General features: G+C 54.3%; 12 protein-coding genes. 9 read left to right on the top strand and 3 right to left on the bottom strand.

Annotation, left to right across the window (positions count from 1 at the left end; genetic code table 11):
* A complete protein-coding gene (locus AC1EKS_RS03350; RefSeq protein WP_481008830.1) occupies positions 1-3447 on the top strand; it encodes a glycosyltransferase in 3447 nt (1148 codons plus the stop codon).
* Complete coding sequence (locus AC1EKS_RS03345; protein ID WP_481008829.1) at positions 3444-4769, top strand: DUF5719 family protein; 1326 nt, start codon at positions 3444-3446, stop codon at positions 4767-4769. The genes AC1EKS_RS03350 and AC1EKS_RS03345 overlap by 4 nt, the downstream gene beginning before the upstream one ends.
* 85 nt (positions 4770-4854) lie before the next feature.
* Here the strand turns inward: AC1EKS_RS03345 and AC1EKS_RS03340 are convergent, their stop codons facing one another.
* Complete coding sequence (locus AC1EKS_RS03340) at positions 4855-5265, bottom strand: metallopeptidase family protein (protein ID WP_481008828.1); 411 nt, start codon at positions 5263-5265, stop codon at positions 4855-4857.
* A gap of 71 nt (positions 5266-5336) precedes the next feature.
* On the opposite strand from AC1EKS_RS03340, the gene AC1EKS_RS03335 reads away from it, so the two are divergent.
* From AC1EKS_RS03335 to hpf, 6 genes are all read left to right on the top strand, one after another.
* Positions 5337-5816: a DUF3499 domain-containing protein gene (locus AC1EKS_RS03335; protein WP_481008827.1), complete on the top strand. Its 480-nt coding sequence runs from the start codon at positions 5337-5339 to the stop codon at positions 5814-5816.
* A gap of 91 nt (positions 5817-5907) precedes the next feature.
* Complete coding sequence (mtrA, locus tag AC1EKS_RS03330; protein WP_481008826.1) at positions 5908-6591, top strand: MtrAB system response regulator MtrA; 684 nt, start codon at positions 5908-5910, stop codon at positions 6589-6591.
* Between the two features lie 6 nt (positions 6592-6597).
* Entirely contained in the window at positions 6598-8574 is a 1977-nt protein-coding gene (mtrB, locus tag AC1EKS_RS03325) for an MtrAB system histidine kinase MtrB (protein WP_481008825.1), read from the top strand.
* 149 nt (positions 8575-8723) lie between these two features.
* Positions 8724-10355, top strand: coding sequence for an LpqB family beta-propeller domain-containing protein (locus AC1EKS_RS03320; protein ID WP_481008862.1), 1632 nt, complete (start codon positions 8724-8726; stop codon positions 10353-10355).
* Positions 10356-10685: 330 nt separating this feature from the next.
* Positions 10686-11252, top strand: a complete 567-nt coding sequence (locus AC1EKS_RS03315) for a ComF family protein (RefSeq protein ID WP_481008824.1) — start codon at positions 10686-10688, stop codon at positions 11250-11252.
* A gap of 147 nt (positions 11253-11399) precedes the next feature.
* A complete protein-coding gene (gene hpf / locus AC1EKS_RS03310; RefSeq protein ID WP_481008823.1) occupies positions 11400-12068 on the top strand; it encodes a ribosome hibernation-promoting factor, HPF/YfiA family in 669 nt (222 codons plus the stop codon).
* A 157-nt stretch (positions 12069-12225) separates the two neighbouring features.
* Here hpf and AC1EKS_RS03305 read toward each other — a convergent pair whose 3' ends face one another.
* Both AC1EKS_RS03305 and AC1EKS_RS03300 read right to left on the bottom strand, forming a co-directional pair.
* Positions 12226-13668 (bottom strand): threonine/serine exporter family protein, encoded by a 1443-nt coding sequence (locus AC1EKS_RS03305; protein ID WP_481008822.1) that lies wholly within the window; start codon positions 13666-13668, stop codon positions 12226-12228.
* 101 nt (positions 13669-13769) lie between these two features.
* The gene (locus AC1EKS_RS03300) at positions 13770-15368 is read right to left on the bottom strand and encodes an aspartate:alanine exchanger family transporter (protein ID WP_481008821.1); all 1599 of its coding nucleotides are present in this window, start codon (positions 15366-15368) and stop codon (positions 13770-13772) included.
* A gap of 382 nt (positions 15369-15750) precedes the next feature.
* On the opposite strand from AC1EKS_RS03300, the gene AC1EKS_RS03295 reads away from it, so the two are divergent.
* A complete protein-coding gene (locus AC1EKS_RS03295) occupies positions 15751-17535 on the top strand; it encodes an acetolactate synthase large subunit (protein WP_481008820.1) in 1785 nt (594 codons plus the stop codon).

Genomic DNA, 17535 nt, shown 5'->3' with positions numbered 1-17535 from the left:
GTGGCCATCGCCTCTGATGCTACCGCCGGCTACCGGTACCCCAGTGTCCAGGTGTTCGTAGCTACTCGAGGACGCACCCCCTACCTGCAGCAAACTTTAAAAGCACTGCGTACCTCTCGCTATCCGGTAACTTCTCTGGTGGTAGTCGATACTGATCCCGCTAGCAAGCTCACTCCCGCCCACCTGCGTCCCTATGCTCCCTTACACTACTGTCGGGTAAAAGCCGACAATCTGGGGCAAGCAGTCAGCGCTGCCCGCGCCGACAATCTGGAAGCGGTGGATTACCTGTGGCTGCTTCACGATGACTCTGCCCCCGACTCCTCTTGCCTGGGAGAACTTGTCCAGGCTTTTGAAAACTCCACCACTTTGGGGATTGCCGGCCCTAAAGCCCTGGATTGGGATAAACCGGAGACTCTCGCCTCGGTAGGTATCCACGCCACGCGCGGCGGCCAGCGCCTCACCCCCTTCGATCCGGGCGAAGTTGATCAGGGACAATATGACGGGATTAGCGATGTACTGGCCGTGGATACTGCAGGACTTTTGATAAAAGCCCAACTTTGGGACCGTCTGCGGGGAACTAGCCCCCTACTGGGACCATTCACTGAAGATTTGGAACTAGGACGCCGTGCGCGCATGGCGGGCTACCGAGTTTGTCTGGTTCCGGCGGCACGGATATACCACGCTCAAGCCGGCCTCTTCGGGTTGCGAGAATATCTTCAGGATCAAAACTTAGCCAATGCTGATGCCGAAAAAGATACCGAAACTAACGCGGAGGAGGACGCGGAGAAGTCCCCTGAGATCACCGCACAGACGGATGAGCAAGGGGATCAGACTGCGAATTCAGAAGAAAACCAGCCGACAGAGGGGTCATCTTTACCGTCTGTAGGCCCCAGTGATACCGCAGACTCCCTATCTCCGGCGGATACCTCCCCAAAGAAGAAAAAAGAGGTAGCTGAGGCTGATGAACAGGAGGAAACCGACGGAGAGAGCCAGCCGGAAGACCTGGATGCCCCCACTCCCCACCAACCGGTTTATGTTTATGATCCGGTTCCGATTACTCTGGTGGCTGCTACGGTATCCCGGAACCAGGAAAAATCCTGGGCCGCGCGGCGCACCGACAGTTATCTCTACCGCGCCCTAACTATAAACTCGTTGCTCCTGCCACTATGGGTGTTGTTTCTTCCGCTTAAATCACTGCTGCTAGCCCTGTACTGGGTGATGAACTCTCAGGGCCCGCGGGCGACGGTAGAGATCAATGCGGCTAAGCAGGTTTGGGGATCATTAGGGAAGATTTTTTCGGCGCGGCGGATTCAGCGGCGTCAATCCCAGATTTCTCGGCGCGAGCTTGCGCGCCTGGAAGTTCCTACCAGTCAATTGCGAGAAAATCGTCGCCTGATTCGACGGGTGAACCGCGAACGGGGGCAGGCGGTCCTCAAACTGGGAGCGGTAGCTAAATCCCAGTTGGAAAACATCACTTGGCATGCCCGAACAATTGCTTGCTCGCTCGCCCTGTTGTTTCTGGTCATAAGTATTTTGGGAATGCGAGCTTTCCTAGGGGGGATGCACGGCGGCTTCTGGACCGTATTGCCTGGAAACTGGCATGACTTTTGGATTTTGGCTACCAATTCTTGGCGTACCTTTTCTACCGGGGTAAGTGGCCCTCCTGACCCGGTCGCCTATCCCTTGCTAGTTATCACTGCGCCTTTCGCTATTTTTGGGATACCCCCCACCACGGTTTTGCGTTGGCTACTGATTCTGTCTCCCCTGGGGGCAGCGATGAGCGCCTGGCTGGCTTCGGCGGCATTTACCCGAGTCAATCCCTTGCGTGCCTTGATGGCACTCAGCTGGGGTGGGGCGCTCCCTTTCTTACTTTCCGTGCAGGCCGGAAATGTTTCTGCTGCGCTGAGCCACGTTTTCCTCCCGCTGGCAGTTTGGGGAGTGCTTTCCTATTTCGATTTGCGCCGTCCTTACCGTTTAGCGGGAGTTATGGATACCGAAGAGTATCTACCTAACTATTCCCGCGCTTTAGCGGGAAGTTTGGGGGCGCTGTCCCTAGTGGTGGTAACCGCGGGGGCTCCGTGGCTGTGGCTAGTGGCGCTAGCTTTGGTATTAGGGTGCGCCCTAAGTGTGGCGATAAAAAAGCATTTTGCGTGGCGACGCGGGTATTTAAGGCTAGGTGGCGGCCTAGCAATACTGATGCCAGCCCTGGTTACGTTATTGCCGTCTTTTATTTGGGCGCTGCAAACCCACAGTTTGCGGGCTTATCTGTTTCTCACGCCCTCGGCTTCTGCTCCGCTATCCATGGGTTCTCAACTGCAGGTTATGGGGCAGGTATTGTCGGGCGCGCCCCTATTTTTGGGGATAGGAGCCTTGGCTGGCGTTGCTTTGGCCGCTGCCGGGGCTTTATTTACCGGAAGAGAGCTGCTAGCTACTCGCGTGGCCTGGTTGTTTACCATTTTAGGCATCTTAGTAGGGGGGTGCTCTGCGACGCAGATGGTGGCGCCCGGACAAAGACCCTGGCTAATGCCGGCATTTTCGGTACTGCTGATGGGGTTGCTAGGGGCTGCCGCGTTGGGATGGAGTGCGCTCTCACCCTCTAAACCTCGCCGTTACCTGTTGGCAGGTCTAGTTTCGGTAGCGCTAGTACTGCCAGTGGCCACCCTAGCTACTTGGGCGGTGCCGACTGTAAACGCTGGCTTGCAGGCCGGGCCGGACCGAGCCCCGGTGGCTTTTTCGATATTGTCGGCCTCAGACAAGCGCACCCGGATGCTGCTAATTGACCGGGGGGAACGTGACTACCAGGTGGCGATGCGCCGAGATTCCGGCCCGGGACTACTGGCCACCAACTGGGAAATTCGGGCCAAATCACCTGAACAGATCGGCGGTCCCGAAAGTCGGGTGCTGGCGGCACTAATAGCGGGAAATGACCGCCAGGGGGCTACTTTATGTGCCGATTTAGCGGTAGAACAGCTGCTGGTTACTAAGCAGGCAGCCGCGGAGGGGCTGAATGCCAAACTAGCTGCCTCCGGTTATTACCATCCGGTGTTCACTAACGATGATTACAGCGTGTGGCGCTTAGACACTTCCAAATTTTCTCCGCCACGCTCGGATGCGCGGGTGCGAATCTCCACTGGTAAGCACCAAGAGACCATGCCCGCGGGGGTGCTACAAGCCGAAAAAACCATTGCTTCCTCCGCAAGAGAACGCCAAATTTTGCTGGCAGAATCACCCTCCCCGGCTTGGAAAGCCCAGTTAGACGGGCGCACGCTACCCTCGAGATCCGCAGGGGGAATGCAAACCTTTTCTATTCCAGCTGGTGCTTCCGGGGAACTTGAAGTGTATTTCGCTGCCCCCGGACGTTATCTGGCGATAGCGGGATTCCTGCTGGTCTATCTAGGCTCAGCAGTCGCCTGGGTTTCGCTAGGGGAAAAGAGGGAGCGAAAATGAAGAAGCCCGCCTATAAATCCGGGATTTCGCTGGTTTCAGCACTAGTTATCCTCTTGGCTACCTTGGCGATCTCTCTGCTAGCTGCCAACATGCTTCCTGCCCCCTCCAGCCCTAATAGCAAAGCAAGTAAGGTATCGCTACCGGCAGGGGTGCGAGGAGTGGTCTGTCCGGGGTTGCCTGGTGTCGCCAATGCCTGGGTGCAGGGAACTTCTCCGTCAGGACCGGCAGAGATTACTGATTACTCTGGGAAAGCAATTCGCACGGATACCGCTCAAGCAGTACCCGCATCTGGGTTGAAACTGCAGGTTAAACCGGTGGCTGGGAAAAATGCTGCAGTTGTGGGATACGTTAGCGGCAGCGGGAAAGAGGGCGAGAATGGATTATTTGCGGACCATTGCACTGCCCCCACTAATCGCGCCTATTTCCTCACCCCCGGCACTACCACTGGCAATACTTCTACTTTGCATCTGGTGAACCCGGCAGGAGCACCAGTAACAGCGCGGATTCAGATCTGGACCGAACAGGGCCCGCTGGGTGCCAAAGTGACGCAAACAGTTCCCGCACGCAGTAGTGCTTCTTTAGTTTTAGATGGACAGGCACCCGGGTATAACCGTCTGGGGATACTAGTGGAGGCGGAGGGGGCCGGACTGAACTCTTGGGTAAGCTCGACTTTGGCCACTGGTGCCCAAAAGGAGGGCGCTGCGCATTCCTCGGCGCTGGCACCACCGTCCCTGCAAACCGTAATCCCGGCAGCTAAAATTACCGGTAATGCCAGTTTGCGAGTACTTAATCCCAGCGCTGCAGTGGCAACTTTGCAGGTATCTTTACTGGATGCAAAAGGCGAAACTCCGGTGTCGACGTCCAAAAAGTTGCAGGTGGCTCGCGGGGCAGTTTTCGATATTCCGCTCGGGGGAGTTAAAGATGGCTTGGGGGCGGTGAAACTTAAATCTGATCAACCGGTGGTGGCGGCGGTTTTCGCTCAGGAAGTCTTCACTAATCAGAAAACCCAGGCAGTGTATCCCTCAGTAACCTCGGGTACCTCCGGAGCGGTGCTTACTAGCGCGCAAGCTGCTAACTTGGCGTTTGTAAGTAGTGCCCCTCAAAAAATCACTTTGACTTCCGCCGGAAAAACTCAAGAGGTGGCGCTTAAATCAGGAATCTTAACCCTGGTGAAAGTACCTAAGGGAATTTGGCAGTGGCAAAGTGAGAATGCCTGCTATACCGGGCAGTTAGTGGGAGATCCCGCGGGAACTTTCCGCACTACCGGAATCGGGAAAGCAGCCCAAGAAGTAGCGGCGATTATGGTAAAGGTTAACCCCTAGCGCTCGTGCAGCTTCCATAATTACGCTGGAGGACGGGCAGCATTTTTGCGACGTTCGCCTAAAAGTAGGGGTGCAGACGTAAAAATTAGGGCAAGTCGGGAAAAACCTCTTCGGGTAGGCAGTTAATCTCGCTGCTTAAATGCTCGGCGAGTACGGCTTTTACTGCCTGTTTGATTTCTTCTGAGGTGCGGCAACGCCATTGGATTGGCAGGCGGTAGACCACAATCCGGGTAGCTAGTTTTCCGCCCCTATCCGCAGGAAATAGGCGGCCCAATACCGCGCGCGGTGATTCCCATTCTGCCGGGTCAGAAGGAGGAATATCTTCCACCCCAAATTCGATGCGACCCACTTCTGGGTGTTTGCGGGCGGCTAAGGTAGCCCAGTCGACCACAAGTTGATCAAATTTTTCTCGCCGCGTCCTCCAAGCCGGAATCATCGGCAGGAAAGTAACTCCGCGTTCGCCACGTCCATGGCGATCTCGTTGGATTCGTGTCAAACCCCTCACGAGAACGCACCTTACCGCGAGTTAGACTTGGGTTTTATTTCCCGCGCCGCTAACGTGCAATTGTGCGGGTAACTAGATCGTGTTCCAAAAATGGCTGCAACCAGGTGGCGGCCGCTACCTTGACCTACGTGTATAAAGATTCCACCGCCGTCCTCGGCCCGCTAGCTACCCAGGCAGAGCCGCACGCCTATGATTTGTGCGCTCAGCACGCGAACACTTTAACCGCCCCGCGGGGATGGCAAGTAGTTCGCTTAGCCAGCGAATTTACTCCTGGTGAGCCCAGTGATGACGATTTGGAGGCCCTGGCGAACGTGGTGCGCGAGGCTTCCAAACGGCGGCATCTTCCCACGGTGAAAGTTAATAAAAACTGGGATGGGCGTCTTAGCCCGGAAGCGACCAGTGGAGGCAGCGGACACGTGGGACACGAATATGATGCGGGCGCAAAACAGGGGATACCTGTGCAGCCTCGAAAAGCTCAAGAGCGACGTCGGGGCCATTTACGCTTATTACCGGGAGGGTTACCGGACCAGGCGAGCGAATAGCGAAAAGCCTATTTCATAATACCGGTCCATAAATGTGGATGGGCGCCCGCAATAAAACCAAAACTAGTTTCGGCATGGCACAATAGGACTCATGACCGTGAAAATTTTGGTAGTGGACGACGATGAGGCACTCGCGGAAATGGTGGGCATTGTGATGTCAACCGAGGGATATAAATCAGTGTTCTGTCACCACGGTGACGAAGCTTTTAAGATTTTCCAGGAAAGCCAACCAGATCTAGTGCTGCTGGATGTGATGTTGCCGGGCAAGGACGGAGTGGAAATCTGCCGGCAGATTCGCGCAGTATCGGACTTGCCGATTATCATGCTCACCGCCAAATCAGATACCGCTGATGTAGTCGCAGGTCTAGAGGCGGGAGCGGATGACTATATTCCCAAACCTTTTAAACCAAAAGAGCTGGTGGCCAGGATTAAAGCGCGGCTAAGGGGACGCAGTAGCGAGGGGCAGGAAGAAGACGTAGATCTCGGGGATCTACATATCAATGTGGCTGCTCATGAAGTTTTTCGCGGCAATGAACGCATAGATCTCACTCCTTTAGAGTTTGATTTGTTACTAACTTTGGGTCGTTCGCCTTGGAAAGCTTTTAGCCGAGAAGAATTGTTAGAAGAAATTTGGGGCTACCGCCACGCCAACACGGATACTCGTTTGGTTAATGTGCACGTGCAAAGACTCCGTGCCAAGATTGAGGAAGATCCCGAGCATCCCCGGATTGTACGTACTGTGCGGGGAGTCGGCTACCGCGCTGGAGGCAACTAGGCGTAGATGACCAGCGAACCCCCAGCGCAGACAACGGCGCAAATCGAAGCATCCAGCAGTTTTTGGGGATTGCTGCGGGAAAAGAAATGGCGAGAGGCCTTTATCCTCTTGGGAAACCAAGTTTCTAACTGGCCGGTTATCCGCTTTTTTCTTTCTTCCATTTCCGCGCGGTTAACGGCTTTAATGGCGCTGGCAACTGCGATGATGATGGTGATATTGATCGTTTCGGTGACTTCCCATGTCTCGAATGGGATTTTTCAAAAACGCTTAAATATTGTGCTGCAAGATGCATCTATGCGTACCGAAAGCTTGCAGGCTGCCTTTGACGCCACGGTGACCGATTCGGTTAGCGGACTGCAAGATGCGGCCTATACCTTGATGTCTGATCAGCGAGATGCCTCGGCAGGTGCCGGTGGGGTGGGGGCGATGCTGCTGCGGGATCCTAATGAGACTCGTCCCCTAGCTATCAACGAGATTATTGACCCCGAACAGCGCTCCCTAATTACCCCCCAGTTACGCACAGCGGTGGAGCAAAAAGGGGGAGTTCATTGGCAATCTGTATCTTTAAAAAACTCGCAAGCAGAGAAAACTCCCGGGATTGTAGTGGGTTCACGGGTGTTCCTTCCGCTGGTGGGTAGCTATGAAGTTTATATGGTTTATTCCTTGGCATATGAACAGCAAACCATTTATATGGTAAACCAGGTGCTCATTTTCGGAACCGTGGTGCTCTTAGCGGTATTAACGGTACTGATGGCGGCGGTTTCTTATTCGACTATGGCTCCTGCGCGGCGAGCGGCGAAGGCAGCGCGCAAAGTCTCGGCCGGCAATCTGCAAATCCACCTGCCGGTACGCGGCAGTGATGAGTTAGCACAGCTATCCCAAGCGCTAAATGGTATGGCTACTTACCTGCGCGAACAAATAAGTGACTATGAAGAACTTTCAACTTTACAGCAGCGGTTTGTATCAGATGTTTCCCATGAGTTGCGTACGCCGCTAGCCACTATTCGGATGGCGGCTGACTTGATTTATGATGAGCGTGATCAGCTGTCGGAAACCAATGCCCGCTCAGCTACGATTCTGCATCGCCAAGTTGATCGTTTTGACAAGATGCTCGCGGACCTCATTGAGATCTCCCGAATTGATGCGTCAGTAGCGAAACTTTCTCTATCCGAGGTTAACCTGGCTTCTTTAGCAGCCGGGGTTTTGGAATCTAATCGGGCGTTGGCCGAAAGTTTGGGGGTTGAGGTACTTTTAGACACCTTTGGCGACACTGTGGCCCAGGTAGATGAAACCCGCGTTACCCGGATTACCCAAAACCTACTGGTGAATGCCATAGAGTTTGCGGAAGGTAAACCAGTACAGATTACGGTGGCCGGCTCGCAAAGCGCGGTAGCTTTGCAGGTACGCGATCACGGTCCCGGAATGACTGATGCGGTTGCGCAACATGTTTTCGATCGTTTTTACCGCGCGGATCCTTCCCGGAAACGAACCACCGGTGGTACCGGTCTGGGGCTGGCGATTTCTGCCGAGGACGCGGCGTTGCACTCCGGGTTGCTTACGGTTTTATCTTGCCCCCAACAAGGTTCTGCTTTTACTCTGTTGCTTCCTCGCCATCAGGGAGAGGAGATAGCGGATTTGCCTGAGCAAGTCGAAAACCAGGATTTGATTGCTGCTCGCTCCCAGTGGGCAACCACCCATCCCGAAGAGATTATTTTATCGGAGGATTTAGAGGATTCTTCCCTGCAAGTGCGAGAACTGGAAGGCAGTGAGGCCGGCCAGCAAGAAATCCCGGCTAGCGCGGCAGATAGTTTGCCGCATATGCCAGGGGAGCTACCGGCAGATATGGTTGAGGCCACTGCGGCTCATCCCCTGCCGCATATGCCGCCGGCAGAGACCGCGATTGATATTCAAGAGCGGATTAAGAATCTCGAATCGGATAACGCCGCAGAACCAAACCGGCATCCCCAGGGGGAAACCTTATGATCTGGTTAAGCCACCGGCGTCAGGACCGGGGAAACAAACTACGCCGGACGCGGCGAGACAAATCGATCGTCTCTAATAGCAGGATCACTGCTCCCTCCGGAACTGGAAAAAATGGGACCGGGAAGCATCTGAAGCATCTGGGCTTGAGCATGCTGGTATCCTTCCTAGTTTTTACGGTTACCGCTTGTGCGGCTTTGCCTGACTCTGGTCCGGTGCACGAAGGTGAGGTGAATCCGGATTCTCGTAACCCACTCGCCCAGTTGGCTAGCGGGCCCATCGATGGCTCTAGTCCCGAAAAACTACTTGCTGATTTCCAGCTGGCCTGTGCGGCCGGAACTTACGATGATTACGGGATTGCTCGGCAGTTCTTGACCTCTGCTACCCGTCGCAGTTGGAACCCGCAATCGCAAGTAACGGTGCTCAAACCCAAAACGGAACTCAAAATAGCTTTTTCCGAGGGGACGAATGAGGGTATCGGCAGCGGGCAACCGGTATTGCGGGTAAACAAAGTTGGCGAGGCCAGTAACTTCCGTCAAGGAGAAACTTTCAAATATGCCTTGGTGAAAGAGGGCGGACAGTGGCGGATCAGCTCGCTGCCTGACGGGGTAGTGCTAACCAATACGGCTTTTAAAAATGCTTTTTCCAAACCCGACGTTTACTACTGGTCTAACGATCATCGTTTCTTGATTCCTGATCCCCGGTGGCTTCCCCGTAAGAACATTGTTCAGTACTTGCTGGCGGCACTGTTTTCCGCCCCTAGCAGTGATCTACTAGGGGCTGTCAGTGCCCCAGAGTCGATGACCAAAATTCCTTCTAATTTGGTTACTGTACAGGGACGCAAGGCGATGGTGGAATTGCCGGATACTTTGCGATTACGTTCTGAAACGGAAATGACGCGGCTATATCAGCAGGTGCGTGCAACTTTATTGAATATCGCAGGAATTGATGAGGTCACAGTTTCGCAAAACGGTAGAGCTTTGCCTGAACCTCCGGAACAACCAGCTCCAGTAAAGAAACAGACGATGCTGGGGGTCAAGAATGGAGAGGTAGTCGAGGAATCTGATACCCGCAGCGGGGTATTTACAGCGGCAAAAGCACTGGCAGGAGAAATCACGTGGCCTACCCCCGGAGCTGCCGGCAGTGATTTTCAGGTAGCGATTCGCGACGGCAAGGAGCTGGTGCGCCTGCAACGCGGTAAATCCCCTCAGGTTCTCTACCAGGGGAAGAATCTACGGCCCCCCCAAGTGGATCCTTGGGGCTGGGCGTGGACCGGCGATGTCTCCCAAACGGGAGATTTAGTGGCTGTTAACAGCCGTTCCCAGGTGGTGCGGGTGAAAGTTCCTGATGGAGACAGGTGGAAAATCCCATTTTTTGCGCTAAGTTCTCCCGGAGTGCGCGGTCTAATCGTGTGGCAGATGGGTTACAGTTTCCAAGGAAAAGGGGTAACGGTAATCCGGTCTGCAGATGGTACTCCTATTCAGATTGTCACCGGTGAGCGCGGCACTGATATTTTGTCAGATGTAACCTCAGTGGCCTGGACAGATTCTGGTCAGGTGGCGATCTTACAGTCAGGTGATACTCCAAAAATACTGGTTTTGGCGGTTAATTCTTATGAGGAATCATTTGAGGCGGCGCCCAAATCCCAATATTTGGTACCAAATCCTCCCGATGGGGATGTGCAAGTAGTTACTGAGCGTGGGGTGCGAATGGGCCACATTCAACAGTCGTGGCGAACGCTAGGAAGTGGAGTTTCCTATCCCGCATTTTCCAGGACCGGGTAAACCTGCATTATTTGTAGTGGTTGTTTTTGGGCGGGTTCTTTTCCGGGAACCCGCCGCAGCCAGTCCCCCAAAGTAAATTAGCGCGAGTTTTCCCGGAAAAATTATTTTTGAGGACGTCGCTGCGGATTCAAGCGACAAACTCTAGCTATGGGCACGCATACTTTTTCCCTAACTTCTCCCAAGTTTCCGGCACTTGTCAGTGCGCAGTTTGTTAAATCATTACGGGCGTTTTCTACCCTGTTATTTCCCGAAAACTGCCCCGGCTGCGGGCAGCTGGATACGCTATTGTGTGACCGGTGTAGAGGGATATTTTTACGCCCTCCTATCAGGGTGGGCGCTGCTATATCGCTAGATGAGGGGGTAGAAAACATCTGGACACTTTGTCCCTACCGGGGAGCAGGCCGGAAAGTGGTATTGGCAATGAAACATTCACGATCCTACTATTACCAGCAACTTCCCTTCTTTTTTGGGGCAGTGGCAGGTAAAAGTATCGCCGCTAGTTTTCCGCGCCCTTTGCTGGTCTGCCCGGCGCCTTCGACCTTCCGGTTTGGTAAAACCGCGATCTCTTCCACCGCGGGCAGATTGGCCGCCGGCATTACCTCCTCTCTGATGGCGGCAGGGGTGGAGGCCAGACTCTCAGGTCTGCTAGAGCTCAAACCGGGAAGTAAAAAGCAAGCGGGCCGCCGCTTTGAAGAGCGGATTCGAGGACGGACGGGTAGCATGCGGATAGCTTCGAAAGCAGATTTGGATTTTAGTGAGGAAATATTGCTGGTCGATGACGTTATCACTACCGGTGCCACCATCCGGGAAGCAATCCGAGTATTAGATGGGGAACAGGCACAGGTAAAGGCAATATTCTCGCTTAGCGTAGCCGAAGGAAACCCCAAAACGGGGTAATTGCCCCGGGTAATGCGGTAAAATTCTGGTACTTGAAAGCCCAAAGATGGGCGAGGGGGGTGGTAGCTGCAATCACCGCGACCGGAATGATCCGGTTCGCATCGATTCGGGATCTTTGATCCCCAGACCGTGCCCTGGAGGACACTAATGGAAATTATCGTTGAAGCACGAAACGCCGAAATCCATCCCAATTTCCGCCAATACGCTGAGGAAAAAGTCGCTAAGGTTGAACAATTTTATCCGCGGGTACAGCGGGTAAATGTAGAGCTGACTCATGAACCAAATCAGCGGCAAGCAGATACCTCTGAAAAAGTGGAACTGACGGTTTTCGGCAAGGGGCCGATTATCCGCGCGGAAGCCAGTTCGTCTGACCGTTACGCCTCGGTGGATATTGCCTGTGGCAAACTCTATGAGCGTTTGCGTCGCGCCCGGGATCGGGCTAAGGATCATCGCCGTCACCGCGATTCTCACCGCCGCGAAGAGCCTTTAAAGATTGAGGAGCTCAATTTGCGAGATGCCGCTAAGGCGGTCACCCCGAAAGATGAGGAGTTTTCTCCTGATATTCCGCGGGAAAGAAAAATCGGAGTGGCTGATGAAAGCCATCTAGGGGATTCCCCAGTGGTGGTGCGGCAAAAGCTGCACGAAGCGTCAGTGATGACAGTTAGTGAAGCTCTTTACCAGATGGAACTGGTGGGGCACCCGTTCTTCGTGTTTATCGATTCTGAAACCATGCAACCTTGCGCGGTTTACCACCGTCGAGGCTGGACCTATGGGGTGATTCGCCTAGACGCCACGGCCACTCCCCGGGAAAAATAATCACCGGAGCTGCTGGCTATTAGGAGTGAATAAAAATTAGCTGCTATGCGCAGTTTATTTTCACCTTAAAGATTGTCTAGCTACCTGGAAAAATAATACAAATAAAAAATGTGGATGGGGGCCGCTGATATTTATCAGCGGCCCCCATGCTTATGCATTAGCGCATCTGGAAACGGCGATCGCCGTCGTTCCATCCCGTTTTTTCTAGCAGCCGGGGTTGAGCGGTATCGCGGTCAATTCGCCAGCCGGGATCAGTGAGCATTCGTGAAATCGCCAACCCTACTCCAATCGATAAAACCACAAAAAACACCTGCACTAAGGCTGCAGTAGCTTGCGGAATATCACCGTTAGACAGGTGGGTAATCGCCGCATAAAGAGGCACCCCCGGAATCATGATTACTACAGCGGGGACTGTTAGCGAAGTGCGTGAAAACTTAAATCCACTTATCCGGGAAATAAAATGCGCTATGATCCCAATAGTTAGTGCCGCTAATCCCACCGCTGCCTGCGGTAACATTCCCTGCGCCACCAGGAATAGTCGTCCCACATTGACAAATCCCGCCACTAGAGCTGCGCATAGTGCTACCTGTGGGCGGATGGAAAACAACACTGCGAATCCGAAAGAAGCCACTAAAGAACAAACAAATTGCAGCAGGTACAGTCCCGGACCACTGACTGGGAAGGTGCCGGGCGGGTCAATATGCCATTGGAATAAAGTGGCAACGATCCAAACTGAGATCCCAGCAGAAATCACCAGCATCACCACATAGGTCATGCGAGAAATTCCTGCCAGGAAGTCCATTCTTACCAGGTCGAGTATCGCGGTTACCAGCGGAAATCCGGGGACCAGGAACAATACTGCCGAAATGATTCCCTGGGGGTGAGAAACGGATACTAATCCAGTCAGTAACAAGGCTTGACTAATGCCCATATAGATCAGGGAAGCTACCAGTCCGCACAGCATCCACACTCCGAAATGGTTAGCTTTACGCCCCAGCATCAAGCGGCGCAATATTTGTCCGCAAAGCGCCGCGATCCCTACCACGCTGCATTCGACCAGACCGCCACGGTTCAAGAAACAGAATCCCGCGCAGGCAACTCCCGCGGCCAAGCAGTTAATAACCGCTGAATAGGGAGGTTTTCGTCCGATAATCTCATCGAAGCGCCGCTCCACGTCCTCAACCAAAAGGCCCGGTTTGAGAGAACGCACAAATAGGCGTAAATCATCGAGCCGAGCCGCATTGGTGCCGAAAACTCGCTGCTCATGAGACTCGGTACGGAAGGTTCCATGCGCATAAACCGAGGTGACGATCTCCGAGAACGTAACTTGGGAATGCTGAGCCTCGATCCCGATGGCATTAGCCAGCCTGGCCATAGAAAATTTGACCATATAGGCGCTGGCACCTGCTGCCAGGAGGGCACGTCCCAGGCGAGTCACCATCCCGGATTGGGTAGCCAGGCGATCACGTAACTCGCGCAGCTGGTCATGCTCACTGCCATGAGGGTTAAGAGTATCGCCCTTGGAATCCGCCTCCGCGGTTTGCGGGGGCCGGGATTCGGGTGTGCGAGAGGAACTATCATCTGGGTGCAAATTCTTCATAAGCGAATTATGTTCCCTCAATCAGTGTTTTGCACGGGACGAAGGGGCATAACGGACGCGATTTCCCTTACACTGCGCCCCTAATTCTGGGTGATCGCTGCTTACAGACCCCCGAGGATTTGTGCGATTAGGATCTTACCCACCATCGCTAAGGGGTAGACAAGGGAATATCCCAACGCTACTCGGGGATCAAAGTTAGTACGGTTATTAGCATAGGCGAGGACGGCGGGCTGGGTTTGGGCACCTGCCAGCAAACCAGACAGGCGGGTTCCGCCCATCTTGAAGCCATAGCGCATCACAAAATACAGTCCCAAACCAACGGTGAGAGTCACCGCCATCCCTACCAGTAAGATCCCTAGCCAGGCGCCGGAAGTAAACGCTTTTTCGATCTGGCTGCCGGCGTTGTATCCCGCCTGTGCCAAGAACACCAGCAAACCAAACTCTGATAATACCTGGCAGGCGGTGTAGGGCAACGCGGTGGGGAAGGGACCGATGCGCCCGATCTTGCCGAAAATCAGTCCTACTAGCAAGGTGCCGGCAGCAGAACCGATGGTGAAGTATTCGCCGCTGGGGGTGAGGATCGGGAACTCGCCGATCAACAGGCCGAGCACCATGCCGATACCCAGGGCAACCGGGTTGATCGAGGTCAAACCAGTGGACGAGTCACCGAAGTATTTAGAAAGTTCTTTTAGATTTTTAGTGGGGGCAACTACCCGCACCCGGTCACCCATCTGTAATACCAGGTCAGGACGACCCAGCATGTCAGTGTCACCGCGGCGTACCCGCGATACCGTAGCTTGGAAGCGTTCCTCCAAGCCGAGCTCGCCCAGGGTGCGCCCGGAAAGTTTGGGGTCAGAAATAGTAATTCGGCGATAGTCCCAATCGGTGCGATCGGCAGAAAGCGAAATAGAGGAGCCATGCCCCAGTTCGGAAACTACCTCTACCACTAGATTCTGTGGGCCAACCACGGTGACTAGGAACCCTTTACCCAGTTTAGTATCAGCGGTCGGACGCACGATTGGTCCATCCTCGGTCTTGCGGAGTCGGGAAAAACGGACGTTTCCGTCTACGTGGGCGCGAATATCGCGCACCGAAGGAAGGTCATCGCGTTCCACCCGCACCGTGCGGGAAACCAGCGCAACCGGGCGGTCTTTATCGTTCTTGCCGTAGTTGAGCGCCAGGGTAGCCACGATTAGCATCCCGAAAACCCCAAAGAGGTAGGAGATTGAGTAGGCGACGGTTGCAGCTTGTTCATTGCCCGAGGCCGCTCCCGCTGCTGCCAGGGCGGGGGTGTTAGTGATGGCGCCGGCGAAAGTACCGCCGATAGTGGCTATATCCATCCCGGCAAGCTTGCCGAGTACGTAGGCAACTACGCCCCCTCCTGCTAGGACCGCGAAGGTCGCCGCCATAATCCCCAGGGATTTCTTAAAAGAGGCAAAGAAAGAGTTCCCGGAGTTTATCCCGATAGCGAAGGCAAAAAGAGCAAGACCCAGTTTGCCGAAAGCATGCGGGAAATCTGCAAGCATGTCTACGCCCGTTGAAGTACCCCAGGCGGAGATCCCAATAGCCAGGAAGAGTACGGCGGCTGCACCCAAGCCGATTCCTTTGAACCGGAAATGTCCCAGGTACATTCCGATCCCAATTAATCCGAAAAGTACGAGTACAGGTTGTTCTGCCAAATACTGGAAGACTGTCTGCACGGTGCCTCCTTAAAAAACCTCACGAGTAATTCTATGATGTCACACCCCTTTTTTTGTTTGTCAGACCAAAGTCCACTGACACGGCAGATTTAGCGAGGAGTTTGTCACTATGTACCTCCGGTTTCATTCTCTTACCGGCTGAAGCTCAGTGCCCTGTATCAAAAGCTGAGACACTTCTGCTCGCACGCGTCGCTGCGCGTAGCGTTTAGCTTGTTATGACGAAACGAATTATGAACCTAGTCGGCCTGGTACTGCTGGTAGTACCCGGGTGGGCTAGTCGCGTCTAAAAAGCGTTTCCAGACGTAGCGGGCCCTAGGTAAAACAACCTGGGGCTTTTTTATTTATAAAAATCGAGAAAATATCTATCAGAACGGGGATAACGATGAGTAGCAAGGAGCAATCACCGGACGCGGCGCCTCCTCCCAAAAGGATGAGTGGGGCTGGGGCAGTGGTCGCTACCCTGGAACGCCTGGGGGTGACCGATGTTTTCGGTTTACCAGGCGGGGCTATCATGCCGGTATTCGATGCGCTCTATGACTCGCAGATCAACCAGATCCTAGTGCGTCACGAACAAGCCGCGGGACATGCGGCGGAAGGTTATGCACTTTCAAGCGGGAAAACTGGAGTGGCAATCGTAACCTCGGGACCGGGGGCAACCAACCTGATGACCGCCTTGGCGGACGCCCATATGGATTCGGTGCCGTTGGTAGCGATTTCGGGACAGGTATCTGCCAGTGCAATCGGTACTGACGCCTTCCAGGAATCCGATGTGGTAGGAGTGTCGATGCCGATTACCAAACACAACTTCTTGGTAACCGAGCCGGAAGAGATCCCCTCCACCATCGCTAAGGCTTTCCATTTGGCCTCTACCGGGCGTAAAGGGCCGGTTCTGGTCGATATCGCCAAAAACGCCCAAAATGGTCAGTTCGATTTTTCTTGGCCGGTAAAAGTGGAATTGCCCGGATATAAGGTGCCGAGCAAACCGCATGCCAAGCAACTAAAAGCGGCCGCGAAACTGATGGCACAAGCAGAACGGCCCGTCCTCTATGTGGGCGGGGGAGCGTTGGCCGCCGAGGCGACGGCAGAGCTAAAGGAACTGGTAGAAGTAACCGATTTTCCGGTGGTACTCACTTTGACCGCCCAAGGCGCGTTCCCGTCCTCGGATCCGCATTGCCTGGGGATGCCGGGAATGCACGGTTCAGTGCCGGCGGTGACTGCGCTGCAGCGCGCCGACGTGATGGTGGCGCTAGGAACGCGTTTTGATGACCGGGTAACTGGCCGTCTGGATGCTTTCGCTCCCGATGCCAAAGTGATTCACGCCGATATTGACCCCGCGGAAATCTCGAAGAACCGAGTAGCGGATGTGCCGATTGTGGGAGATCTGCGGCAGACCCTACAGGGACTACTGCCGAAAGTTAAAGCGGAAATGCAGCGTAACCCGCGTGACATTTCCGGTTGGAAGCACCATTTGGATTACATCTGTGAGCGTTACCCGCTTGCCTATGATGAACCCGATGACGGACTCCTCCCCGCCCAATATGTGGTTAAACGTATCGGGGAAATGGTTGGTAAGGACGCTATTTATTGCACTGGCGTGGGACAACATCAAATGTGGTCGCAGCAATTCTTACCGCACGAGAACCCCCGCGGCTTCCTCACTTCTGCTGGTTTGGGCACCATGGGGGTGGCGATTCCCGAGGCGATCGGGGCGAAAGTAGCTAACCCCCAGGCTCAGGTATGGGCGATTGATGGGGATGGTTGTTTCCAGATGACCAATCAAGAGCTCGCGGTCGCTACCTTAGAGAAGCTGCCGATCAAAGTGGCGATTATTAACAACTCGGTACTGGGCATGGTGCATCAGTGGCAGGAGTTATTCTTTGACGCGCGTTTTTCTAACACTTTGCTGCACGATGGCGAAGGCGGTCGGGATATTCCCGACTTTGTGAAACTGGCGGAAGCCTATGGAGCCCTGGGGTTGCGTGCCCGCACTAAGGAAGAAGTTGACCAGGTAATCGCGCTGGCGATGGAAACCAATGATCGTCCGGTAGTGATCGATTTTCGAGTCTCTACCGATTCCCAAGTCTGGCCGATGGTACCGGCAGGGGAATCCAATAACAACGTGATCTACGCAGCCGGGCAGGGTCCGGTCTGGGAAAGTGAGGACTGA

The organism is Varibaculum sp. C0165D1 (assembly GCF_056590355.1).
The sequence above is the reverse complement of the archived record's forward strand: the minus strand, read 5'-3'. Positions and strand labels throughout refer to the sequence as shown.

Excerpts from the sequence above, each read along its gene's own strand:
- AC1EKS_RS03345 (WP_481008829.1), top strand. The coding sequence starts at position 3,444 with ATGAAGAAGCCCGCCTATAAATCCGGGATTTCGCTGGTTTCAGCACTA.
- mtrA (WP_481008826.1), top strand. The coding sequence starts at position 5,908 with ATGACCGTGAAAATTTTGGTAGTGGACGACGATGAGGCACTCGCGGAA.
- mtrB (WP_481008825.1), top strand. The coding sequence starts at position 6,598 with ATGACCAGCGAACCCCCAGCGCAGACAACGGCGCAAATCGAAGCATCC.
- AC1EKS_RS03320 (WP_481008862.1), top strand. The coding sequence starts at position 8,724 with ATGCTGGTATCCTTCCTAGTTTTTACGGTTACCGCTTGTGCGGCTTTG.
- hpf (WP_481008823.1), top strand. The coding sequence starts at position 11,400 with ATGGAAATTATCGTTGAAGCACGAAACGCCGAAATCCATCCCAATTTC.
- AC1EKS_RS03305 (WP_481008822.1), bottom strand. The coding sequence starts at position 13,668 with ATGAAGAATTTGCACCCAGATGATAGTTCCTCTCGCACACCCGAATCC.
- AC1EKS_RS03295 (WP_481008820.1), top strand. The coding sequence starts at position 15,751 with ATGAGTAGCAAGGAGCAATCACCGGACGCGGCGCCTCCTCCCAAAAGG.